Source organism: Actinomadura rayongensis (assembly GCF_009831215.1).
Taxonomy (GTDB): Bacteria; Actinomycetota; Actinomycetes; order Streptosporangiales; family Streptosporangiaceae; genus Spirillospora; species Spirillospora rayongensis.
The window spans coordinates 401,519-424,234 of the sequence record NZ_WUTW01000005.1; the positions used below are offsets into that span (position 1 = coordinate 401,519).

General features: G+C 71.3%; 23 protein-coding genes and 1 pseudogene. 13 read left to right on the forward strand and 11 right to left on the reverse strand.

All coding sequences use genetic code 11. The features are described 5' to 3' along the window. Positions 1-3: 3 nt before the first annotated feature. The 5 genes from GQ466_RS23385 (at position 4) to GQ466_RS32950 (ending at position 6,576) form a co-directional block, all read left to right on the forward strand. Entirely contained in the window at positions 4-678 is a 675-nt protein-coding gene (locus tag GQ466_RS23385) for an SDR family oxidoreductase (RefSeq protein WP_161105138.1), read from the forward strand. Continuing rightward, on the forward strand, positions 675-2,012 hold the full coding sequence (locus GQ466_RS23390; protein WP_337193596.1) for an MFS transporter: 1,338 nt from the start codon (positions 675-677) through the stop codon (positions 2,010-2,012). The genes GQ466_RS23385 and GQ466_RS23390 overlap by 4 nt, the downstream gene beginning before the upstream one ends. Continuing rightward, complete coding sequence (locus tag GQ466_RS23395) at positions 2,009-3,034, forward strand: S-adenosylmethionine:tRNA ribosyltransferase-isomerase (protein ID WP_161105139.1); 1,026 nt, start codon at positions 2,009-2,011, stop codon at positions 3,032-3,034. Before GQ466_RS23390 ends, GQ466_RS23395 begins: the two co-directional genes overlap by 4 nt. Positions 3,035-3,098: 64 nt before the next feature. Further along, positions 3,099-4,316: a phosphoserine phosphatase SerB gene (gene serB, locus GQ466_RS23400; RefSeq protein WP_161105140.1), complete on the forward strand. Its 1,218-nt coding sequence runs from the start codon at positions 3,099-3,101 to the stop codon at positions 4,314-4,316. Between the two features lie 52 nt (positions 4,317-4,368). Continuing rightward, the gene (locus GQ466_RS32950; protein WP_161105141.1) at positions 4,369-6,576 is read left to right on the forward strand and encodes an FUSC family protein; all 2,208 of its coding nucleotides are present in this window, start codon (positions 4,369-4,371) and stop codon (positions 6,574-6,576) included. Positions 6,577-6,580: 4 nt separating this feature from the next. Here the strand turns inward: GQ466_RS32950 and GQ466_RS23410 are convergent, their stop codons facing one another. Next, positions 6,581-7,042: a SixA phosphatase family protein gene (locus GQ466_RS23410; RefSeq protein WP_337193597.1), complete on the reverse strand. Its 462-nt coding sequence runs from the start codon at positions 7,040-7,042 to the stop codon at positions 6,581-6,583. Between the two features lie 201 nt (positions 7,043-7,243). Then, positions 7,244-9,535 carry a sodium-translocating pyrophosphatase gene (locus tag GQ466_RS23415; protein ID WP_161105142.1) on the reverse strand — a complete coding sequence of 764 codons (2,292 nt, stop codon included), beginning with the start codon at positions 9,533-9,535 and terminating at the stop codon, positions 7,244-7,246. Positions 9,536-9,769: 234 nt separating this feature from the next. Between GQ466_RS23415 and GQ466_RS23420 the strand changes: the two genes are divergently transcribed. Beyond that, positions 9,770-10,609, forward strand: a complete 840-nt coding sequence (locus GQ466_RS23420) for an NBR1-Ig-like domain-containing protein (RefSeq protein WP_161105143.1) — start codon at positions 9,770-9,772, stop codon at positions 10,607-10,609. A gap of 43 nt (positions 10,610-10,652) precedes the next feature. Here GQ466_RS23420 and GQ466_RS30970 read toward each other — a convergent pair whose 3' ends face one another. Genes GQ466_RS30970 through GQ466_RS23435 form a run of 3 tightly spaced genes read right to left on the reverse strand, consistent with a single transcriptional unit; the run spans position 10,653 to position 13,398 of the window. Beyond that, positions 10,653-11,558, reverse strand: coding sequence for a SpoIID/LytB domain-containing protein (locus GQ466_RS30970; RefSeq protein ID WP_202420967.1), 906 nt, complete (start codon positions 11,556-11,558; stop codon positions 10,653-10,655). A 60-nt stretch (positions 11,559-11,618) separates the two neighbouring features. Further along, positions 11,619-12,506 carry a peptidase inhibitor family I36 protein gene (locus GQ466_RS23430; protein WP_161105144.1) on the reverse strand — a complete coding sequence of 296 codons (888 nt, stop codon included), beginning with the start codon at positions 12,504-12,506 and terminating at the stop codon, positions 11,619-11,621. A gap of 46 nt (positions 12,507-12,552) precedes the next feature. After that, the gene (locus GQ466_RS23435) at positions 12,553-13,398 is read right to left on the reverse strand and encodes a peptidoglycan-binding protein (RefSeq protein WP_161105145.1); all 846 of its coding nucleotides are present in this window, start codon (positions 13,396-13,398) and stop codon (positions 12,553-12,555) included. Positions 13,399-13,754: 356 nt separating this feature from the next. Here GQ466_RS23435 and GQ466_RS23440 point away from each other — a divergent pair, with 356 nt between their 5' ends. The 5 genes and pseudogenes from GQ466_RS23440 to GQ466_RS31905 form a co-directional block, all read left to right on the forward strand. Then, positions 13,755-13,919 (forward strand): helix-turn-helix domain-containing protein, encoded by a 165-nt coding sequence (locus tag GQ466_RS23440; RefSeq protein ID WP_161105146.1) that lies wholly within the window; start codon positions 13,755-13,757, stop codon positions 13,917-13,919. Positions 13,920-14,072: 153 nt separating this feature from the next. Continuing rightward, positions 14,073-14,648 (forward strand): hypothetical protein, encoded by a 576-nt coding sequence (locus GQ466_RS23445; protein ID WP_161105147.1) that lies wholly within the window; start codon positions 14,073-14,075, stop codon positions 14,646-14,648. Continuing rightward, positions 14,645-15,262 carry an HAD family hydrolase gene (locus GQ466_RS23450; protein ID WP_161105148.1) on the forward strand — a complete coding sequence of 206 codons (618 nt, stop codon included), beginning with the start codon at positions 14,645-14,647 and terminating at the stop codon, positions 15,260-15,262. The genes GQ466_RS23445 and GQ466_RS23450 overlap by 4 nt, the downstream gene beginning before the upstream one ends. 105 nt (positions 15,263-15,367) lie before the next feature. Then, positions 15,368-15,802, forward strand: coding sequence for an ATP-binding protein (locus GQ466_RS23455; RefSeq protein WP_272918080.1), 435 nt, complete (start codon positions 15,368-15,370; stop codon positions 15,800-15,802). 125 nt (positions 15,803-15,927) lie between these two features. Then, positions 15,928-16,104: pseudogene (locus GQ466_RS31905) on the forward strand (BldC family transcriptional regulator); the annotation flags it as partial. 183 nt (positions 16,105-16,287) lie between these two features. Here GQ466_RS31905 and GQ466_RS23465 read toward each other — a convergent pair. From GQ466_RS23465 to GQ466_RS23475, 3 genes are all read right to left on the reverse strand, one after another. Beyond that, a complete protein-coding gene (locus tag GQ466_RS23465; RefSeq protein ID WP_161105151.1) occupies positions 16,288-17,136 on the reverse strand; it encodes a MaoC/PaaZ C-terminal domain-containing protein in 849 nt (282 codons plus the stop codon). Between the two features lie 102 nt (positions 17,137-17,238). Further along, positions 17,239-17,535 carry a GIY-YIG nuclease family protein gene (locus GQ466_RS23470; protein WP_161105152.1) on the reverse strand — a complete coding sequence of 99 codons (297 nt, stop codon included), beginning with the start codon at positions 17,533-17,535 and terminating at the stop codon, positions 17,239-17,241. A 104-nt stretch (positions 17,536-17,639) separates the two neighbouring features. Next, on the reverse strand, positions 17,640-18,059 hold the full coding sequence (locus GQ466_RS23475) for a PASTA domain-containing protein (protein WP_161105153.1): 420 nt from the start codon (positions 18,057-18,059) through the stop codon (positions 17,640-17,642). Between the two features lie 232 nt (positions 18,060-18,291). On the opposite strand from GQ466_RS23475, the gene GQ466_RS23480 reads away from it, so the two are divergent. After that, positions 18,292-19,476 (forward strand): lipid-transfer protein, encoded by a 1,185-nt coding sequence (locus GQ466_RS23480; protein ID WP_161105154.1) that lies wholly within the window; start codon positions 18,292-18,294, stop codon positions 19,474-19,476. A 3-nt stretch (positions 19,477-19,479) separates the two neighbouring features. Here GQ466_RS23480 and GQ466_RS23485 read toward each other — a convergent pair whose 3' ends face one another. After that, positions 19,480-20,268, reverse strand: coding sequence for a group II truncated hemoglobin (locus GQ466_RS23485; protein WP_237418263.1), 789 nt, complete (start codon positions 20,266-20,268; stop codon positions 19,480-19,482). A gap of 15 nt (positions 20,269-20,283) precedes the next feature. Beyond that, complete coding sequence (locus tag GQ466_RS23490; RefSeq protein ID WP_161105155.1) at positions 20,284-20,916, reverse strand: TetR/AcrR family transcriptional regulator; 633 nt, start codon at positions 20,914-20,916, stop codon at positions 20,284-20,286. Positions 20,917-21,044: 128 nt separating this feature from the next. Between GQ466_RS23490 and GQ466_RS23495 the strand changes: the two genes are divergently transcribed. Further along, entirely contained in the window at positions 21,045-21,599 is a 555-nt protein-coding gene (locus GQ466_RS23495; protein WP_161105156.1) for a YceI family protein, read from the forward strand. A gap of 7 nt (positions 21,600-21,606) precedes the next feature. Here GQ466_RS23495 and GQ466_RS23500 read toward each other — a convergent pair whose 3' ends face one another. Further along, positions 21,607-22,557 (reverse strand): acyl-CoA desaturase, encoded by a 951-nt coding sequence (locus GQ466_RS23500; protein ID WP_161105157.1) that lies wholly within the window; start codon positions 22,555-22,557, stop codon positions 21,607-21,609. Positions 22,558-22,716: the final 159 nt, after the last annotated feature.

A 22,716-nucleotide genomic window follows, 5' to 3' on the forward strand; every position in this document is an offset into this window, starting at 1 on the left:
GACATGACACAACGGACCGCACTCATCACGGGCGCCTCGCGCGGACTCGGCCTGGCGCTGGCGCGGGGGCTGGCGCGCGACGGCTGGCGGCTGGTGCTCGACGCGCGCGGCGCGGACGCCCTGCACGCGGCGGCGGCCGAGCTGGGCGCCGCGGCGATCGCGGGCGACGTCGCGTCCGCCGCGCACCGGGCGGAGCTGGCGGCGGCGGTGGCGGACGGGCTCGACCTGCTCGTCAACAACGCGGGCACGCTCGGGACCGTCCCGCTGCCCGCGCTCGCCGACCAGCCGGTGGACGACCTCGCGGACGCGTTCGCGACGAACGTCCTGGCGCCGCTCGCGCTCGTCCAGGCGGTGCTGCCCGCGTTGCGCGCGCGGTCGGGGGCCGTCCTGAACATCACCTCGGACGCGGCGGGCGAGGCGTATCCGGGCTGGGGCGGCTACGGCGCGACGAAGGCGGCGCTGGACCAGCTCTCGGCCGTCCTCGCGGTCGAGGAGCCGGGCCTGCGCGTCTGGTGGGCCGACCCGGGCGAGATGAACACGGCGATGCTGCGCGCGGCGGGCGAGGACGCGGACGCCGCGCCGTCCCCCGACCACGCGGCGGCGGCCCTGCTGCGGTTGGTCGCCGATCGGTCGCCGAGCGGTCGGTACAGCGCCGCCGGGCTGCGGGAGAGACCGTGACGCTCACGGCACCGCCCCTGCTCGCCGCCGGCCACCGCGGGCCCACGGCCGGGATCGTGCTGGTCACGACGCTGCTGGGGTTCGAGGAGATGGCCGTCGGGACGGCGCTGCCGACCGTCGCGCGCTCTTTGGACGGCCTCGCGCTCTACGCCTGGGGGTTCAGCGCGACGCTCATCGCGACGCTGCTGGCGACCGTCCTCGCGGGCGGCTGGACGGACCGGCGCGGTCCCGCCCGGCCCGTCCTGACCGGCCTGGCGCTGTTCACGGCCGGGCTCGCGGCGGCGGGGGCGGCGCCGTCCATGCCGGTCTTCGTCGCGGGCCGGGCGGTCCAGGGGCTCGGGGCGGGGACGACGCTCGTCGCGCTCTACGTCCTCATCGCCCGCGCCTACCCCGACGCGCTGCGGCCCCGTGTGTTCGCGGCGCTCGCGGCGGCGTGGGTGGTGCCGTCGCTGGCCGGTCCCGCGCTGGCCGGGCTGATCACCGACCACGCGGGCTGGCGCTGGGTGTTCCTCGGGCTGATCCCGCTGGTCGTCCCGGCGGCGGCGCTCCTCGTCCCGGCCCTGCGCACCCTGCCCCCCGCGCCGACGGGCGACGGGCGGTCGGCGCCCGCGCGGGACCGGCGGCGGACGGGGGCGGCGGTGGCCGTCGCGGCGGGCGCGGCCGTGCTGCTGTACGCGCTGGACCATCCGCGCGCCCTGCCGCTCGGGATCGCGGGCCTGGCCGGGCTCGGGTTCGGGCTGCCCCGGCTGCTGCCCGCCGGGACGCTGCGGCTGCGGCGCGGCCTGCCGAGCATCGTCCTCGCGCGCGGACTCATGGGCGGGGCGTTCTTCGGGACGAACGCGTTCATCCCCCTCGCGCTCACCGGCCTGCACGGGTTCAGCCCCACGCAGGCGGGCGTCGCGCTGACGTCCGGGGCCATCGCGTGGTCGGCGGCGGCGCAGTACCAGGGTCGCTCGTCCCGGCCGCAGGCGTTCTTCGCGGTGCTCGGCGCGGTCCTGCTCGCGGCGGGCGTCGCGGGCGCGGCGCTCGCGGCGCAGGCGTCGGGCTGGGCCGTCGCGCCCGTGTGGGCGCTCGGCGGCGCCGGGATGGGCTGCGCGACCGGGGCGCTGTCGGTGCTGCTGCTCGGCGCGTCCCCGGACGGGGCGCAGGGCGTCCACAGCTCGGCGCTCCAGATCGGGGACACGCTCGGGTCCGCGCTGCTCATCGGCGCGTCCGGCGCCGTCCTGTCGGCCTTCGGGTCCCGGCTCGCGCCGGGGCTGGCGGTGGCCGGCCTGCTCTGCACGGCCGTCGCGGTCCTCGCGGTGATCGCGGCACGACGACTGGAGACCTCATGACGACCGACACCTTCACCCTGCCCGGCGCCCTGGAGGCGCACGAGCCGCCCGAGGCGCGCGGCGTGGGACGCGACGGCGTCCGCCTGCTCGTCGGACGGCGTTCCGAACAGGCCGTGACCCACCACGCGTTCACCGATCTGCCGGACCTGCTCCGGCCCGCCGACCTCCTTGTGGTGAATGTCTCACCCACGCTTCCGGCGGCCGTTCGACTCGACCGGCTGACGGTCCACTTCTCGACCCCGGCACCCGATGATGGTGACGGTGACGGAGCGTGGCTGGTGGAACTGCGCTGCCGGCGCGGCACGTCCAGCGTCCCGTACGGGGGCGGCACCCCCGGCGAGTGGATCCCGATGCCCGGCGGCGCGACCCTCACCCTGCTGCGACGCCGCACACCCCGCCTGTGGGAGGCGCGACTGACCACCGACGTCGTCCCCTACCTGCGACGCCACGGCGTACCGATCGCCTACCCGTACGTGGACCGCGAGTGGCCCATCAGCGCCTACCAGACCGCGTTCGCCCTGGACCGGGGCGCGGGCAGCGCCGAGATGCCGAGCGCGGCCCGCGCGTTCACCCCTGAGATCGTCACCCGGCTCGTGTCACGCGGCGTGCTCATCGCACCGCTGACCCTGCACACCGGGGTCGCGTCCCCCGAGGCGCACGAACCGCCCTACGCCGAGCCGTACGAGGTCCCGGCGGCGACGGCCGCGCTGGTCGAGCACGTCCGGGCGCGCGGCGGACGGGTCATCGCGGTCGGGACGACGGTCGTCCGCGCGCTGGAGACGGCCGGGGCCGACGGGCGCGTCCGCGCCCGCTCGGGCTGGACGCGGCATCTCGTCACGCCCGAATCCGGTGTCCGCATCGTGGACGGCCTGCTCACCGGGCTCCACGAACCCCGCTCGTCGCACCTGCGGATGCTGCGCGCCATCGCCGGAAACGCCTTGCTGGACAGGGTCTACGACGCCGCGCTCACCGAGCGTTACCTGTTCCACGAGTTCGGGGACGCGAATCTGTTGCTGCCCTGACGGCGTCCGCATGGTGGACACGCTGCGCGGACGGTCCCCGGCGGCCGGTAACGTGGAGATCGCCATGAACGCATCAGAGCGGCGCACGCTGCTGATCACGCTCACCGGCCGCGACCGCCCCGGAGTGACGTCGCGCCTCTTCGCCACCCTCGCCGACTTCCCGATCACGGTCGTGGACGTGGAACAGGTCGTCATCCGCGGCCGTCTCGTCCTCGGCGTGCTCGTCTCCTACGCCCGCGGGACCGACATCGGACGGGTCTGGAACGCCGCCGAGCGCGTCGCCGCCGACCTCGACATGGAGGTCGAGGTGTCCACCGGGCGCGACAAGGGCTTCCCGCGCGGACGCGGCCGGCTGCACGTGACCGTCCTCGGCGCGCCGCTGAAGCCCGCCGCGATGGCGGGCATCGCGGGACGCATCGCCGCGAGCGGCGCCAACATCGACCGCATCGACCGGCTCGCGCACTATCCGGTGACCTGCATCGAGATGCACGTCTCCGGCGCCGACCCGGACCGGCTGCGCGCCGAGCTGGCGCAGGAGGCCGTGGAGCAGCGCGTGGACGTCGCCGTCCAGCACGGCGGGCTGTTCCGGCGGGCCAAGCGGCTGATCGTCATGGACGTCGACTCGACGCTCATCCAGGGCGAGGTCATCGAGCTGCTGGCCGAGCACGCGGGCTGCCTGCCCGAGGTCGCCAAGGTCACCGAGGCCGCGATGCGCGGCGAGCTGGACTTCGAGGGCTCCCTGCGCGAGCGCGTCGCGCTGCTGGCCGGGCTGGACGCGTCCGCGATCGACGAGGTCCGCGACAAGATCCAGCTCGCGGCGGGCGCCCGGACGCTGGTGCGCACGCTGAAGCGCCTGGACTACGAGTTCGCGATCGTCAGCGGCGGGTTCACCCAGGTCACCGACGCCCTCGTGGACGACCTCGGCATCGACTACTCGGCCGCCAACACGCTGGAGATCGAGAACGGCAAGCTCACCGGCCGGGTCGTCGGACCGGTGATCGACCGGGCGGGCAAGGCGGCGGCGCTGGAGCGCTTCGCGCGCGAGGCGGGCGTGCCGATCGCCCAGACCGTCGCGATCGGGGACGGCGCCAACGACCTCGACATGCTCCAGGCGGCGGGGCTCGGCATCGCCTACAACGCCAAGCCGGTCGTCCGGCGGGCCGCCGACACGGCCGTCAACGTGCCCTACCTCGACACGATCCTGTTCCTGCTCGGCATCTCCCGCGAGGAGGTCGAGGCGGCCGACGCCGCCGACGACGCTCCGCACCCCGAGGGTCACTGAAAGATCGTTCCACCGGTTTCCGGGTACGTCCCGGACCGGGGGTGAACCGAGCGTGCTCCAGCGTGTGCGGGACGCGTACGCGCGCTTCGAGGGCGGCGCGGCGTTCTTCTACGGGCCGACCGTCGCGTTCGCGATGGCGGCGCCGCTCGTCGCGGGCGCGCTCACCGGACGGGCCGCGCTCGGGTCCGTCCTCGCCCAGGGCGCCTACCTGGTGGCGCTGCGCGGCCCCGAGGGCCCCTACGGCAAGCAGGCCAAGAACCTGTTCGGCGCGGCGCTGATCGTCGCGGTCGGCGCGACGGTCGGCGGGAACCTCGCCGGGCACCCGTGGGTCGCGGCGGCGGTCGTGCCGGTGATCGTGGCGCTCGGCAGCACCGTCCGGTGGATCGGGGAGACGGCGGCGCTGACGGTGCTGCTCACGGCCGTCCGCCCGCCCGGCACGCACATCGTCCTGAACGGGGTCGTGGAGCTGATCGGCGGCGTGTGGGTGGCGCTGCTGCTGCTCTCGCCGTGGCCCGCGCGCCGCCTGAAGCCGCTGCGGAGCGCGCTCGGCGGGGCGGCCGAGGCCGTCGCCGCCGCGCTGGACACCGTCGCGGCCGACATCGGGGACCGGGACACGCGGGCGCTGGACGCCGTCCGGTCCGACCTCGCCGACGTCGCGCGGGCCAAGGCGTGGGACGACCGCCGCCGCACCGCCCGCGAAGCGCTCGGCAACGCCCGCACGACGCTCGGGCACTACGCCGCGGGCGGCGGGCCGTCCCGGCCGGAACGGCTCGTGGAGGCGCTCGGCCGCATCATGCACGAGACCGTCGCGCTGCGGACGCTCGTCGACGCCGCCGATCGCCGTCCGCCCGGCCGAGAGTGGGAGCTGGAGGCGCGCGTGGCGATCCTCGCGCTCGCCGCACGGCTGCGGCTGATCGGCGGGGCCGTCCGGTCCGGCGGTGAGTTCCCGCTCGGCGCGGAGGGGTCCCCGGCGGTGCGGCGGCTCGTCCGGCGGACGGACGAGATCCGCCGCGCGAGCCTCGCCGGCGACGAGGACATGGTCGCCGCCGCGCTCGTCTCCCAGATCCGCGGCTCGGTCGACCGGATCATCGGGAACGTCGAGTCGGCGCGGCGGATCGCGGCGTCCGGCGTCCGGGTCGGGGTCGGCCCGCCCCGGCTGCCGCTGATCTCGCCCGCCGCCGTCCTGGACCGCGCGGGCAGCGCGCTGCGCACCCGCTCGCCCGGCTTCCGGCAGATGACGCGGGTCGCCGTCGCGGTGGCGGTCGCGATGGCGCTCACGGCCGCGCTGCACCTCAGGCACGGGCAGTGGCTGACGCTGACGGTCATGAACGGCGTCCGCACGACGTACGGCGAGACGGTCACGAACCTGCTCCAGCGCGTCGGCGGCTCGGTCGCGGGCTCGGCGATCGCGGCCGTGCTGCTCGCCGTCGCGCCCGACCAGCTCGGCGCGGCGTTCGTCGTGTTCGCGTTCGCGGCCGTCGGGTTCAGCCTGCGCCGGGTGAACTTCACGTTCTGGGGCCTGTTCGGGACGCCGCTGGCGATGATGCTGCTCAGCTTCTCGACCCGTTCGGGCTGGACGGTCGCCGCCGAGCGGATCGCGCTGACGCTGGCCGGGTGCGTGCTCGTTTTCCTGGCCGTCCGGCTGCTGTGGCCGCCGGGGTTCAACGAGCGGATGCCCGTCCAGGTGGTGAAGGTGCTGAGCACGCAGGCCGACCTCGTCCGGGCGACGTCGGCGGTGGTGCGCGACGGCGCGGGATCGGTCGCGCCCGACACATTGCGCGCGGCGGAGAAGGCCATCGAGTCCGTCGCGGACACGCGGCGGCGGCTGGAGAACGAGCGGGTGCCCGACACCGAGCTGATCGGGGAGCTGCGCGGCGTCGCGCGGACCGCCTACCGGATCCGGGACCACCTCATCGCGGTCGGCCGGATGTCGCGGGAGGAGAGCGTCGATTCCGGGCCGATCCCGGAGATCCTGGACCGGCTGGCCGACGAGCTGAACGAGGCCGCGTCGATCATGGACGAGCGGGACAACGTGGACGTCTCCCCCAAGGTCCGGCTGGACGAGGAGTTCGCCGACCTGGACGACCACCTGTCCGGCCTCGCCCGCCGCCGCCGCGCCGAGGTGGAGGGCGGCACGCCGCGCGACGAGCTGACGCCGCTGCAGCACGCGCTCGTCCAGGTGTCCGGGACGCGGCACGCCCTGCGGGAGCTGCGCGACGACGTGGCCGAGCTGATCGGCGCGGCGCTGCGGACGTCCTGAGGCTTCAGGCCGTGCGGACGGTCTTCAGCGTCCCGGTGCCCGGCCACGCGTCCGGCCAGCCGGTGTCGAACGTGATCACGGCGAGCGTGCAGGTCGGGTAGGCGGCCGGGCCCTCGCCGGCGAGGTCGAACACGAGCTGCTGCACGGACGGGTTGTGCCCGACGAGCAGCAGCGTCCCCGGCGCGTCGGACTCGCGGACGAGCCGGGCCAGGACGGACGCGTCGTTGTCGTAGATCAGCGGCTCGTAGTCGGTGGGCACGTCGATCGCCAGCGCGTCCAGCGTCTCGCGGGTGCGGACGGCGGTGGAGCACAGCGCGGCGCCCGGGACCAGGCCGTTCGCGCGCAGCCAGTCGCCGGCCGCCGCCGCGTCGGCGCGTCCGCGCGGGGCCAGCGGGCGGGCCGCGTCGGGCATGTCCCCGCCGTCCACGGCCTTGGCGTGCCGCAGGACGAGGAGGGTGGACGTCACGGCGCCACCAGGGCCGCGAGGCCGAACAGGACGAGAATGATGCCGAGCATCCCGACCAGGGCGATCGTGAAGCCCTTGGGGCCGGACATCATGGACTTTCCGCCGCTCACCGGGCGCCTCCTCGACTGGGGTCGTCCCCAGCGTACGGGCGGTCCGCGCGTGTCCCGCCCGGGGGCGGGGTCCGGGCGGGGCACGCGCCGTTCAGGCCGCCGCGATCGGGTCCGCGCGGCGCTTGGACACGACGACGGCCGCGACCACCACCGCGAGCGCCGCCACCGCGATGCCGGTCCGCAGCCACGGGTTCCCCGCGTGGGTGACGACGGCGTCCGCGATCAGCAGCGCGACCAGGTTCATCACCTTGATCAGCGGGTTGATCGCCGGTCCCGCGGTGTCCTTGAACGGGTCGCCGACCGTGTCGCCGATGACGGTCGCGGCGTGCGCGTCGCCGCCCTTGCCGCCATGCGCGCCCTCTTCGACCAGTTTCTTGGCGTTGTCCCAGGCGCCGCCGGAGTTGGCCAGGAACACGGCCATGAGCACGCCCGTGCCGATCGCGCCGCCGAGGAACGCGCCGAGCGGCGCGTAGCCGAGGGCGAAGCCGAGCGCGATCGGGGTGAGGATCGCGAGCAGGCCCGGGGTGGCCAGTTCGCGCTGGGCGTCGCGGGTGCAGATGTCCACGACGCGGTCGTAGTCGGGCTTCTCGGTGCCGTCCATGATGCCGGGCTTGGTGCGGAACTGCTCGCGGACCTCGACGACGACGCGTCCGGCGGCCCGTCCGACGGCCGCGATGGCGAGGCCCGCGAACAGGAACACCACGGCCCCGCCCGCGATGAGGCCGACCAGGACGTTCGGGCTGTCGATGGACAGGCTGAACGACGCGAACGGGCCGAGCGCGTCCTTGGCGTCCGCGCTCGTGCCGCCGAGGGCGTCCACGACCGTCGTGCGGAACGAGCCGAACAGCGCGGTCGCGGCGAGGACGGCCGTCGCGATCGCGATGCCCTTGGTGATCGCCTTGGTGGTGTTGCCGACGGCGTCGAGGCGTTCGAGCACCGCCGCCGCCTCGCCGGTGACGTCGCCGGACATCTCGGCGATGCCCTGCGCGTTGTCGGAGACGGGACCGAACGCGTCCATCGACACGATGACGCCGACGGTGGTGAGCAGGCCCGTCCCGGCCATCGCGACGGCGAACAGCGCCACCGTCGTGTTGCCGAAGCCCAGCAGGAACGCGCCATAGACGGCCGCGCCGATCACCAGCGCGGTGTAGACGGCGGACTCCAGGCCGAGTGAGATCCCGGCGAGGACGACCGTGGCCGGGCCGGTGCGGGAGCTGTTCGCGACCTCCTGGACGGGTTTGCGCGTCGTCTCGGTGAAGTAGCCGGTGAGGAGCTGGATGACGCTCGCGAGGACGATCCCGATGAGCACGGCGCCGAGCGCGATCCACCGTGGGTCGTGGTCCAGGGCGCGGACGTGCGGGTCGGTCACGCCTTTGAGGTCTGCGAACGACGACGGCAGGTAGGTGAACGCAGCCACTGCCACGAGGACCGCTGAGACGATCGCGGATACGAAGAAGCCGCGGTTGATGGCCGTCATGCCCGTCCGGTCCTTGGCGCGGGGGGCGACGGCGAGGATGCCGATCACGGCCGTCACGACGCCGATCATCGGTACGAGCAGCGGGAAAACGAGCCCCTGCGTACCGAACGCCGCGACACCGAGGATCAGCGCGGCGACGAGCATCACCGCGTACGACTCGAACAGGTCGGCGGCCATGCCCGCGCAGTCGCCGACGTTGTCGCCCACGTTGTCGGCGATGGTGGCGGCATTGCGTGGATCGTCCTCGGGGATGCCCTGCTCGACCTTGCCGACCAGGTCGGCGCCGACGTCGGCGGCCTTGGTGAAGATGCCGCCGCCGACCCGCATGAACATGGCGAGCAGCGCGGCGCCGAACCCGAAGCCCTCCAGCACCTTGGGGGCGTCGCCCCGGTAGGCGAGGACGACGACGGCCGCGCCGAACAGCCCGAGCCCGACCGTGCACATTCCGGCGACGCCGCCGGTGCGGAACGCGATGCGCAGCGCGGCGCGCTCGCCCTGCTGCTCGTCGCGCGCGGCGGCGGCGACGCGGACGTTGCCGCGCACGGCGAGCCACATGCCGAGGAAGCCGGTGGCGGCGGAGAACAGGGCGCCGACGACGAAGAAGACGGACCGTCCGATCCGTTCGCCCGTGCCGTCGGCGGGGAGCAGGAGCAGGGCGAACGGGATGAGCACGACGAACACGGCGACCGTGCGGAACTGGCGCTGGAGGTAGGCGAGCGCGCCCTCCTGGACGGCCTTCGCTATCTCGCGCATCTTCTCGGTGCCCTGGCCCGCCGCGAGCACTTCGCGGACGAGGACGGCGGCGACGGCGAGGGCGAGCAGCGCGACTCCGGCGACGATGACGACCAGTGCGAGATCGGCGCCCTGCAGTTCGAGATCACTGGCAGAGAGGGAGGATTCGGACATCCGTCCTCCTCGACGGGGGGTGGTGACGCCGCACCACACGAGGGGTGATTCACCACTCATACCCACTAAACGTGACACAGAACACACACCTCGCGGGAGGCGTTCCTTGGCCGCTCGCGTTGCTGTTAACTTCGTCCGGTGGGCGACATGCGTGCACGCGCGGAGACGATCGGTGACTTCGCATCAGCCTTACGAGATCTTCGCGCCTCGGTCGGCAACCCGTCTTTTCGCGAGATGTCCGGACGCTCCGGGGCGATCTCCCACACGACGCTGCACGAGGCGACCAAGGGCAACCGGCTCCCGAGCTGGGGGACGACCGCCGAGTTCGTCAAGGCGTGCGGCGCGGACCCGGCCGACTACCGCGAACGCTGGGAGGCGGCGAACCGCGCCGTCCGCTCGGCGGGCGCCGAGAGCGCCCTGGAGCCCGTCGCTCCCGAGCCGTACCGCGAGACGCCTGAGCGCACGCCCGCCGCGCCCGGCGAGACCGCGCCCGGCGAGACCGCGGCCGACGGCCCCGCGCCGGTGCGCCGCCGGCCCGCCCGCGCGGCGATCACGGTCGCGCTCGCGGCGGGCGCCGTGGGCGCCGTGGTCATCGGCGCGACCCTCCTGAGCCGGGGTCCCGGATCCGGGCGCGGCCCGTCCGCCGACCCGTCGCAGGCGGCGCTGTCGGCGGCCGACTGCCCGGTGCACGCGTCCAGCCCGCCGCTGGCCCCGCCGACGCACCGGGGCGACGCGGCGACGTTCATCGCCGACATCACGCTGCCCGACTGCACGACCGTCCCCGGCGGCCGGAGCCTGACCAAGGTGTGGCGGTTCAAGAACTCCGGGACCGTTCCGTGGCAGGGCTATTCGCTGCGGCGCCTCGGCGTCCCGCAGCGGGCCGACCAATGCCAGACCATTTCCGACGTGCCGGTGAACGACACCGAGCCCGGGAAGATGGTGGACATCCGCACGGACGTCCTCACGCCGAGAAAGCCGGGCCTGTGCTACGTCCGGTTCAAGATGGTGGACGCGGCCGGGAAGGTGGCGTTCCCCGGGAGCCGTCCGGTCACGTTCCAGCTCATCGTCCGGTGAAGGGGTTCCCCGCCGTTTCGTAGGACGGCGGGGAACCCTTTCCTCAGGAGAGCGCGATCCCGCGGTAGTAGGCCTTGAGGATCCGCGCGTACGTCCAGCCCGCGTTGGCCTTGTCGCGCGAGCCGTACTGCGACATCCAGTTCCCGTCGACCCACGCGCCGCACGCGGTCGTGGTCGAGCAGTACTGGGCGTGGAGGATCTTCCCGTCCCGGGTCATCCGGGTGCCCCAGGTCGCGTCCACGGCGGCGCTGGTCCGCTGCTGCGCCGAGCCGGGCTTGTAGACCTGGCTCGACGTGGTGTCGTAGACGTCGAAGCACTGGTTCCACGACGTTCTGCGCGTGGAGTGCAGCGCCCAGTACCAGCCGTAACTCTTGACGGCCATCGCGCCGGCCTTCAGCGACTCCTGCGGCCAGCCCGCCTTCCACTCGTTGGGCAGGACGTTCTTGACGTAGGTCCTGAAGTCCACCCGGTCCACGCGTCCGGCGGACACCCGGTACACGAGGATCGAAGTGGGCAGTTTGCTGTTCGTGCCGTCGGTCTTGCACTGGCTCGGCGGCGTCGAACTCAGGAGCTGGTGCGAGGCGTTCTGGTTCTTCAGCCCCGCGTTCAGGTTGCCCTTGGCGCCGGCCTTGAAGTCCTGATACCGGCCGCCGTAATTGCTGTTGAAGTAGACCCGCGCCGTCTTACCGGTGCGGTTCCACACCGAGGCGGCATGGTTCTTCACACAGACGCCTTTTCCGGCGCCGCCCCCCTTGAAGTCGTAGCACGACGGCTGCGCCGCGCCATAGTCGGCGACGGATCCGGTGAAGTCTGACACCGACCCCTTGTTGTCGCTGTTGTAGTAGTAACAGAACTCGCCGCTGTCGCACACACCGTTGCGGCTGGCCGCCAGGGCGGGCGACGACGCGACGACGAACGCCGTCCCGCCGAGCGCCGCCGCGGCCGTCACCGCACCGATCCGCCGAATGGTCCGTCTCGACACAGCCGTCCCTTTCTCCGAGGCCGCGCGTCAGCGGACGTTGTAGCCCTGGGACTGCCAGAACGAGGTCGGGTTGGGGTTGTCCAGGTGCGGGTCGCCGACGCTCTTGGCCGCGTGCGTCTGCCGCCCGAGCCGCATTTCGACGTGCGTGTGCCCGGCCCCGCTGCTGGAGACGCCGCGCCACGACTCCTGCGCGATGAGCTGGCCGCGCGCGATCGTCTGCCCCGTCCGCAGCGAGGACAGCGGAGCGGAGTGCAGGTAGATCACGGTCTTCTTCAGCGAGGCGTTGTAGACGGCGATCGTGGAGAGCCCGCCGCTGCCGGTGCGCCCGCGCGCGATGTAGATGACCTGCCCACTGACCAGGGCGTACACGTTCGAGCCGACCCGCCGGGCGATGTCGATGCCCTCGTGCCGCCCGGGGGTGCTGGAGTAGCCGTCGAAGCCGCAGCTGATCCGTCCGCCGCTGGTCTTGTAGAGCGCGTAGGACATGTTGGTGCGCGACGCCGGGGCGAACTGGTGCGAGGCGTTCTGGTTCTTGAGCCCGGCCTTCAGGTTGCCCTTGGCACCGGCCTTGAAGTCCTGGTACGTGCCGCCGTAGTTGCTGTTGTAGTAGACCCGGACGGTCTTACTACTGCGGTTCCACACCGAGGCGGCGTGGTTCTTCACGCAGACGCCCTTACCGGCCCCCGCCCCCTTGAAGTCGTAACACGAGGGCTGCGAAGCCCCGTAATCGGCGACCGACCCGGTGAAGTCCGACACCGACCCCTTGTTGTCGCTGTTGTAGTAGTAACAGAACTCGCCGCTGTCGCACACACCGTTGCGCCCCGCCGCCGAAGCGGGCGACGCGAGGGCGACGACCGTCCCGCCGAGCGCGAACACGGCAGCCGCCACGGCACCGAACTTGCTGAACGTCTTCATGCCATCCTCCTGGGGTTTCCTTGCGTGTTTCGGATTCCGAAAAAGATCAGCGACGCCGATATTCCTCCCACGTCACGATCGGCACCTTGGGCCCGTCGTCCGGACGCCGGTTGGCAAGCCCGTTGAGCCCGAGGTAGTAGTCGCCGACCTGATGCTGAGCCTGCGGCGAAAGGTCGGTGTCATTGATCGCGGCGGCATGAATATGCCAAGGCCAGTCCCCCTGCTGAGGCGAACGCACCCAAGCAGCAAACCCGACACGCCGCAAAGCACGAGCAACAGAAGTCCGGGTGGCGCCACTCATCCCCTTGACGGAGACATCGATGACACCGCCCCCGTCATGAGTCCCAGCAGAAGTAGGATCCCCACCGGGGTTATAAGACCCCTGCTCCAAAACAAGATCCCGCCCAGCCAGCCGCTCAGCCTCACCAAGCATCGCCCGCGTACGAGCATTAACAACAAACCCATCCAGAAAAACCCGACGCCCCGGCTCAACAACCCGCCCAACCGTGAACCGCCCACTCCCAAGCCGAACAAGCGAAGCCTTCCCCGGCAACCCATTGGCGGCAAGCCCCGAATACCCGAGCGACTTCTGATACTTCACATAAGCAGCAACAGTGGTGGTACCGAAGTACCCGTCCACCCACTTCTTATCGAGCAACCGCCGAGCGACCAAAGCCCGCTCAACAAGAAGCACACTGGCCTTGGCCCCCGGCGTGAGCGCGTCATCCGCCCGCCGAGGATCAATCTGCGCCGCCTTGACCGTGGCCTCCATGTCCAAGACAGGCAAAGCCCGAACCCCGACCCCCTGATCAGCCGAAGCCGCAGACCCCCCAACAAGACAAGACCCAAGCCCCACCGCCGCAAGCACAACACCGAACACACGAATCTTCATCGACCCTCCCAAGCGCGACCCGCCACGGCCGGTCCCCGTGGCAAGCCCCACCCTCACGGAGCGATCGGTGAACGCACAACAAGATCGTGTTGTCAGCTTGTCCGACGGACTCTTTCGGACAGATGTCCACGTCATCTGACAGCGTTAACGCAGGTCAGAGCCCTGAACACCGCACCACCACAGGACAACCGCCGACCCCTCGACACACCGTCGAGGCCCCGGTCGATCTCCCCGCCAACGCGCTCGCCGCCGAAGATCGTCAGCGAGGCAGTCCGCGTCCCCAACGGCACCTCGAATGCACGCCGCCAGGGCCGCGAGCTATGAAACGCAACTTCTGTCCCGAAGGTATGCACGCCTTGGACAAGAGCGACAAAATGGTCGGCCAGCGGATCGCCGTCGCGCGGCGGCGGCGCGGGCTGGCCCAGATTCAGTTCGCCGACATGATCGGACGAAGTGAGAGCTGGGTGTCGAAAGTCGAGACGGGTGTGATCCGTCTGGACAATCTCAGCTTGGCCCGGTAGGTGCAGCACCGATGGTTCTTCGCGCAGGCGACCGCCACCGTCGTGTCAGTCCTCGACCTTCTGGGTCGCCAAGCGGACGCGGACGAGACGGCGAGCCGAATGCAAGCCGTCCGGGCTGGGCGCGTCCGACTGGACGACGAGACTTTCACCGGCTTGGAGCAGACCACCTTGGGCTACCCGCGCGCGTACCGGTCGGTGTCGGCGTTCGCTCTGCTCGGCCCGGCCTACGGGACCATGAACGTCCTGGTCGAGCTGGCTCCCGACGCGGGTGAGCATCGGAACCGGATCGTGTCGATGATCGGCCAGATGGGCGGGTTGATCGGCGTGATGCTGACGCTCGACGTCGGCGATCACGAGGCCGCGAAACACTGTTTGAGCATTGCCGCGCGTGCCGCCCAGCAGATCGGCGACCCCGAACTCATGGCCTTCACGCTCGGCTGCCGGGCCTTCCACGCCGCCTACAGCGGCGACGACCTCGCCTGCGAGCGCCTGGTCGATGCCGCCACCGTTCATACCGCACATATCGACCTGGCCGAGGGGTTCATCCGCGACCGGAGCCTTGATAACGGCGCCGCTCACACGATCGACGCGCTGATGATCGTCGCCTCGACGCGGCACGCCGATAGCCTCCGCAGGGTGGAAGCTCTTTACGACATCGTCAAGGCGACTCGGACACCGGCCGTCCGGAGCCTGGGCGAGAAGCTGATCGAGCTGAAGGCCACGGCATGACCGCCTCTCATCGCGGGCTGATCGTGGATTTCGGCGGCGTGGTCACCACCGACTTCTACGCGGCCCTGCGCGCGTTCGGCGTCCGCGAGGGCTTGGGCGCCAACGCGGTGGAGCACATCCTGCGCGACACCGACGAAGGTAGATCCGCACTGGCGGGCGTCGAGGATGGCAGCCTCCCCCAACGCGAGTACGAGCGGATTCTTGCTCGCCTGCTCGGCGTGGACTCGACGGGTCTGCTCGGCCGAATGCTGGCCGACCTGGAGCCGTGCCCGCCGGTTCTCGATTTGATCGGTCGGGCGCGGGCCGCCGGGATCGCCACGGCGGTGCTGTCGAACTCGTGGGGCACCGGCGAGTACGACCCCTATGACGGCTACGACCTAGAGGAACGGTTCGACGCCGTCGTGATCTCCGACCAGGTCGGTCTGCGCAAACCCGACCCGCAGATCTACCTGCTGGCCGCCGAGAAGATCGGGACTGACGCGCGCGAATGCGTGTTCGTCGACGACACCGCCCACAACCTGCCGCCCGCCGAGAAGCTCGGCATGGCGACGGTCCACTTCTCTGACGTCTCTACCGGAATCGCGAAGATCGAAAAGCTCCTGCGTCTGGGATAGCTGACCCGGAACGTCACTGCCACCCCGTCATCGGATTGCCGATGAGCGTTCTCGTCCGCGCCTACCGTCCAGGACACGAGGTAGCCGTCCTGGAGGAGGCCGTCGATGCAACGCCGGAGAGAGCGGACACGGCGGTATCCGACATCGCGCGCCTCCGCCGGGGTCGCACGCGACCAGGTTCGGAACGCACTGTGCCGCTGGGATCTGGCGGTGCCGGACGCGGTCCTGGTCGTCGGGGAGCTGATGGCCAATGCGATCGAGGCCTCGGGTGTCCTGGACACGGTCACGGTTCACGTCCGAGTCGAGCGCGACCAGGTCATCCTGGCCGTCTGGGACGGCGCCGCCTCGCTCCCTCGCCCGCAGCAGGTCGAGTCGCTGCGGGAAAAGCTCGATCTCAGCGAGGGCGACTGGGATGACAACGGCGGGTGGGGCCTGGCGATCGTCCAGAGCCTTTGTTCCGCGTACTGGGTCGAGCCGACGCCGCCGCGCGGCAAATGGGTCTGCGCAGCCCTGGCCTGCGGGCAGGAACGGACGTGCTGACGCCTTCCCTGCGGTCTCCGACGCCGTCCCGCCGAGCGGGGACGGGGCGGTCGGGAAGCCCACCTGCCGCTCGCCAAGAATCAGACGGCGCCGACCGCCGGGCCGTCCTTCACCGGGAACTGAGGATGAAACAGAAAAAGCAGCCAGAACAGCCGACCCTTTACACGCCGGCCGAAGTCGCGCAGCTCTTCCGCGTCGATCCCAAGACCGTCACGCGGTGGGCCAAGACCGGGACGTTGCATCCGGTCACGCTTCCGTCGGGGCATCGCCGCTACCGCGCGTCCGAGATCCACAAGCTGCTCGACCTCGGCAACGCGAGCGGGGCCGACGCGGCGCCGTCCGCGCCGTCCGGCCGGGCGCTCGCGGTTCTGCACGGGGTTGTCCGCGACTACTTCGACGGGGATGTCACTGCCGTCGTCGACGTCCTCAGCCGAGCGTGACGTCGGGGCGCGGCGGGCTGGGCCTGCCGCGCCCTGCGCGATGGGTCAGGGGGTGATTTCGGCTAGGCCGTCCTTGATGACGACGTCGCCGGTGGTGGAGGTGGACTCGAAGGCGAAGGTGGTGGAGTCCTGGCGCCAGATGCGGGTTGTTACGTCCTGGCCGGGGAGGACGGGGCGGGAGAAGCGGACGGCGAGGCGGCGCAGGCGAGACGGGTCGCCGTCGGCCGCCGACTCGATCACCGCGCGGGACGTGAAGGCCATCGTGCAGAGGCCGTGGGCGATGATGCCGGGCAGGCCGGCGGAGCGGGCGAACTCGTCGTCCAGGTGGATCGGCATGGGGTCGCCGGACGCCTCGGCGTAGCGGAACGTCTGGTCGTCGTCCACGTGCTGGACGACCTCGGCGAGCGGCGCGGCGGCGCGCAGGTCCTCGGGGAAGCGGTGCGCGGGAGCAAGTTCGCCGACCGTTTCGCCCGCCTGGAAGCCGCGGAAGAACGAGACCATCCACTGCTCGTTGACGAGGTCGCCGCCGTCCGTGCGGCTCTCCAGCTTCACTGCGACGGTCGTGCCGGACGTCTTGGACGAGAACCCCGTCACCTTCGCCCGCGACACCAGCGTCATGCCGGGCTCGATCGGCCGGTGGAAGACCATGTCCTGCTCGCCGTGGACGACGAACGGGATCAGGCTGTCCGGGACGACCTCGAACAGCGGCGCGATCATGCCGTCGAACACCGGGACGATGGCGAACACGGGCGGCGCCATCGTCCCGTCCAGGTAGCGCGGGTTCGGATCGTTGGTCGCCTCGGCGTAGGCGACGGTGCGATCCCGCTCGACCTTGAACTCGAACGGGTCGCTCCAGACGCCGAGGCGTTCGGTGTTCAGCTGCGGCTCGGACATGGCGCACCTCCGGAGGACTCTGCCAGAAACATACAGCTCTGCCGGTTTCTGCCCCCAAACCCCCCGCCCATGCGCCCGGACGGGCGTGCGGGCCCTCGGCGGCTAGCGCCTGGGCCGGTGGGTCCGGTTATAGCCGATGGACGGATCGTTCGAGCGGAGCTTCCGGATGAACTCGCCTTCCATCCTGCGGACCTCGGAGTCCGCCGCATCCTGCGACTCCCACAGGATCTCCTTGCGGATCGTGAAGTCCCGCAATTCCTCCCGCGTGAAGTCCTGCGCGATCAAGTCACTGCTGGCGCTCCCGAAGTAGTTCGCGCTGCCGGTCGTGTCGCTGCCGACGTAGATTTTCCCGTTCGGATAGGTGATCCGGTAGACGACCTTGAAGCGCCGCGCGTCCATGCGATGCATGCTATGCCGACGTCTCCCATAACGAGACCCGAAAGGCTTACACCGAAGCCCGGCCGAACGGCCCGCCGTCCGCGGTGAGGGCCGGGCCGTTCGGGCTACTGCTTCACCATCGTCAGCACTGTCGCGACGTTCGGACGGACCTTCTTTCCGGGCGCCGGGTCCTGGGCGGTGACCTTCCAGTTCTGGGGCAGGAGCACCACCGACGCGTTCGGGTCCGCGCTGCCGTAGGTGACGTCCGTGATGCCGAGCGTTCGCAGCCGGTTGGTCGCCACGGTCCCGTTCAGACCGATCAGGTTCGGCATGCGCACGGTGGTTGGCTTTGCGCTCGGTGAGGGCGCCGCGGTCCTTCTGGCGGGGGCCGCCGCGCGGGCCTTCGCCGTGACCGTCACCGTCGAGCGCGCCGTCGCGGTGGCGGTCGGAGCGCTGCTCGCTGCGCCGATTCCCACGCCGGCCCCGCAGCCGAACAGCAGGCCGAGCAGGCCGGCGCCGCCGCCGGCGAGGATCGCGATCCGCATCGGGACCGACCGGGGCGGCGGCCCGGCGGGGGCGAGCGGGGGTGGTGGCGGCGGGTACACGGTGGCTCCTGGGGCTCGGTGGCGGCGTGGGGCGTGACGGTGGGACGGCCGGTGGACGCGGCGCGTTGTCACCGTGGCCTCACCCGGCCTGGGCGGGGCCCGGGCAAGATACATACAGGCTTGACTGTTTCTTTGGAGGGGGCTAGCGTCGCAGGCGGATGAGGAGGCGTGGATGAGCAACCGGACGTTCGTCGTCGGCGTCGGCATGACCAAGTTCGAGAAGCCCGGCAGCCGGGAGTGGGACTACCCCGACATGGCGCGGGAGTCCGGGAGCAAGGCGCTGGCGGACGCGGGCATCGCGTACGACCTGGTCCAGCAGGCGTACGTGGGGTACGTCTACGGCGAGTCGACGTCCGGGCAGCGGGCCGTGTACGAGCTGGGGATCACTGGGATTCCTGTGGTCAATGTGAACAACAACTGTTCTACTGGGTCTACTGCGCTTTTTCTTGCTCGGCAGGCTGTTAAGTCCGGGGTTGCGGACTGTGTTCTGGCGCTCGGGTTCGAGAAGATGCAGAAGGGGTCGCTGGGGTCTACGTTTGAAGACCGCGAGCAGCCTATGCTCAACCACCTCAAGGAGCTGTTTCCGCTTTTTGAGTGGGGCGGGGAGCCTCTTGCGCCTTACATGTTCGGTGCGGCCGGGCGTGAGCATATGGCCAAGTACGGGACCACGGCCGAGCAGTTCGCTGAGATCGGGCGGAAGAACCATCGGCACTCGGTGAACAATCCTTATGCCCAATTTCAGGACGAGTACAGCCTCGACGAGATTCTGGCGTCCCGGACGGTCTATGAACCGCTCACCAAGCTGCAGTGCTCGCCCACGTCGGACGGGTCGGGCGCGGCCGTCATCGCCAGTGAGCGCTTCGTGGACGAGCACGACCTGTGGGACCGCGCCGTCGAGATCGCGGGGCAGGCCATGGTGACCGACACCGCCGACACGTTCACGTCCAAGAGCGCCATCACGATCGTCGGCGCGACGATGAGCCGGCTCGCGGCCGAGCGGGCGTACGACGAGGCGCAGATGGGCGTGGACGACGTCCAGGTCGTCGAGCTGCACGACTGCTTCTCCACCAACGAGCTGATCACCTACGAGGCGCTCGGGCTCGCCGCCGAAGGCGAGGGCGGCAAGCTCGTGGACGCCGGGGACAACACCTATGGCGGGCGCTGGGTCGTCAATCCGTCCGGCGGGCTGATCTCCAAGGGGCATCCGCTGGGCGCCACGGGCCTCGCGCAGTGCGCCGAGCTGACCTGGCAGCTGCGTGGGACGGCCGACGCGCGGCAGGTGGACGGCGTCACCGGCGCCCTCCAGCACAACATCGGGCTCGGCGGCGCCGCCGTCGTCACGCTCTACCGGCGCTGACGCTCACGTCCCGGGGACGTACGGCGGCGCGACGCCCCAGCCCCAGTGCGGCATCGGCGCCGACAGGGGCGGGCGCGCGCCGGGCTGGGAGTTGCCGAGCGCCAGCCGCGTCCCCCACTCGATGTAGCTCGCGAACGCGGCGCGGAACTCGGGGTCGTCGGGGAGTTCCACGTCGTCGGCGGCGTCCATCAGCAGCGCGACCCAGCGGCGGCGCTGCGGTTCGGTGATCGCCTTGCCGAGGTGCTGCGTCAGCATGTGGTGGTAGCCGCCGCGCGTCTCGCTGTAGGCGGACGGCCCGCCGAAGACCTCGCCGAGCCACAGCGCGACGTACCGCGGATGGCCCGGGTCCATGTGGGCGAACAGCGGGCCGATGAGGTCGTCGGCCAGCACCTTGGCGTAGAAGGCTTCGGTCAGGCGGGCCAACGCTTCGGCGCCGCCCGCCCACGCGTAGAGCGTCGGCACGGACGACCCGGACCCCACCACGGCGGTGCGCTCGTAGTGGCGCATCTCCTCGATCCGCTCGACGTACGGCTTGATCTCGGCGAAGAAGGCCGCGAAGTGCTCGCCCCGGCGGAAGCCGTCGCGGTGGTCCTCGGCGGACGTCCACGTGATGCGCAGGATGTAGACGCCAAGCTCGTCCACGCAGCGGGCGAGTTCGTAGTCCACGCACTCCGGCGCGGCGGCGAGCGGCACGGCGGCCCGTCCGTAGGCGGCCTCGAACTCGGCGGCCCGGTCGGCGGGCACCCGGTAGCGGATGTACTCCACGATCATCGCGACCGCCCTCGTAATCATGTAATCAAGTAATCGCTACCCTACCTCCAGGTTCCAGCGACCGACGATCATGCGCAGGCGTTCGCGGGTGCGGTCCCAGCGGGCGGCCACGCGGTCGGGGGACGTCGGCTGGACGAACTGGTGCATCCGCAGGCCGCGCACCGTCTCCAGCACCAGGTAGAGGTCGTTGCGGATCTCCGGGTCCTCGACGCGATCGCCGAGCAGGGCGCGGCCGATCTCCAGGATCCCGGCCGTGACGTCGCGTTCCAACCGGGCCACGTGGGCGCGCAGGTCCGGGTCGGTGCGGGACGCCACCCACAGCTCCATCGACGCGTCGAACAGCGGCCCCTGGTAGACCTCCCAGACCAGGTCCAGGGCGCGGCCGACGCGGTCGTCGGCGGACCCGAGGCGGCCCAGGTCGTGGGTGAGGAACTGGGCGGCGCGGCGGCGGGCCAGGTGTTCGACGGCGGCGAGCACCAGCGCGTTCTTCGTCGGGAAGTGGTGCACCTGTGCACCTCTGGACACCCCGGCGCGCTCTACTACCCGTGTCGTCGTGGTTCCGTGGTAGCCGTACTCGACCAGGCAGTCGATCGTGGCGTCCAGCAGGGCGCGGCGGGTCGCGGCGGTCCGCTCCTCCTGCGTGCGGCGCGGACGGGTCGGCGTCGGCATGTCCCGCAGCCTATCCAGGAACGAACCGGACGCCGCGCCGGGAACAACCCCGCCGATTGACACGTTCTTGAAAAATCAACTAACCTCGCAGCGTTCATCGTTGAACGTTCAAACGTAAGGAGAACGCCATGGGCACCGCCACCGCCGCCGTCGCTCCGGGCCTGACCGCCGGCACCTGGAACATCGACCCGTCCCACTCCGAGGTCACGTTCGCGATCCGGCACCTCATGTCCAAGGTCCGCGGCAGCTTCACCGAGTTCTCCGGCGCCTTCCAGATCGCCGAGGAGCTGGCCGACTCCACCGCCACCGTCGAGATCCAGATGGCGTCGATCGACACGCGCAACGCCGACCGCGACAAGCACGTCCGGACGGCCGACGTGCTCGACGTCGACAACCACCCGACGATGACGTTCACGTCCACGGGCGTCCGCTCCGAGGGCGGCGACCACTACCTGGACGGCGACCTCACGATCCGCGGCGTCACCCGTCCGGTCAGCCTGGCGGTCGAGTTCAACGGCGTCGGCGACGACCCGTGGGGCGGCTTCCGCGCCGGCTTCACCGCCAGCACCGAGATCAACCGCAAGGACTGGGGCATCGAGTTCAACGTCCCGCTCGGCGGCGACAAGGCGCTGCTCGGCGACAAGGTCGCGATCCAGCTCGAGATCCAGGCCGTCCGCGCCTGACCGCACGTCACTTCGCGAGGCCGTCCGTCAGGGCGGCCTCGCGGTGCGTCCGGCGCGCGGCGACGCGCTCGGGATCGGGCCAGCGGACGTCGTACGCCCAGCCCAGCCGCTCGAAGCGCCGGATCAGCCACGCGCTCGCGTCGTGCTGTCCGCGCAGGACGCCGTGACGCGCGGACGTCGGTTCCGCGTGGTGCCAGTTGTGCCACCCCTCGCCCAGGGTCAGCATCGCCACCCACCGGACGTTCGTGGACCGATCGCGCGTCCTGAACTCCTGCCCCCCGAACATGTGCGCCACCGAATTGACCGACCAGGTCACGTGGTGGACGACGGCGTACCGAACGAGCCCGCCCCAGAACAGGGCCGTCAGCGCACCCGTCCACGACAGCGACAGCAGGCCCCCCGCGGCGGCGGGCAGCGCGAACGACAGGACGACCACCGCCGGATAGGCGCGGTCCAGCCGCCGGATGTCGGGGTCGGCGAGCAGGTCCGGCACCCAGTGCTCGCGCAGCGACCGGCGCCGGGCCGAGGAGAACCAGCCGATCTGCGCGTGCAGCAGGCCCCGGACCAGCGCGAACCCCGAATCCCCGTACGCCCAGGGCGAGTGCGGGTCGCCCGGACGGTCCGCGTACTTGTGGTGGCGGCGGTGCTCGGCCGCCCACAGCGACACCGGGCCCTCCAGCGCCAGCCCGCCCGCCACCGCCAGCCCGACGCGCAGGAACCGGCGGCAGCGGAACGCGCGGTGGGTGAGCAGCCGGTGGTAGCCGACGCTGATCCCGAAGATGTTGACCACGTACAGCACGGCCGCGATGGCCAGGTCGCGCGGCCCGACGCCGTCCTCCCAGGCGACGGCGACCCCGGCGGCGAGCGCCGCGAACGGGAGCAGGACGAGCACGACGAGGTAGGCGCCCCGGCGTCCGGCCGGAACCGGAGCCGTCTCCCGGCGTAATGGGTCGGGCATACCGCCCTCCTTCACATCGGAACAGGCGGGCCCCTCTATAGAACGGCCACTCTGTGCAACAAGGTAGTAACCGACAGGACACTCAACCATTACCCTTTGCGTCATTATCCCTACATGGCGTAGCGAATCGGCAGAAGGCGTTGCTACGGTCGGCTCCCG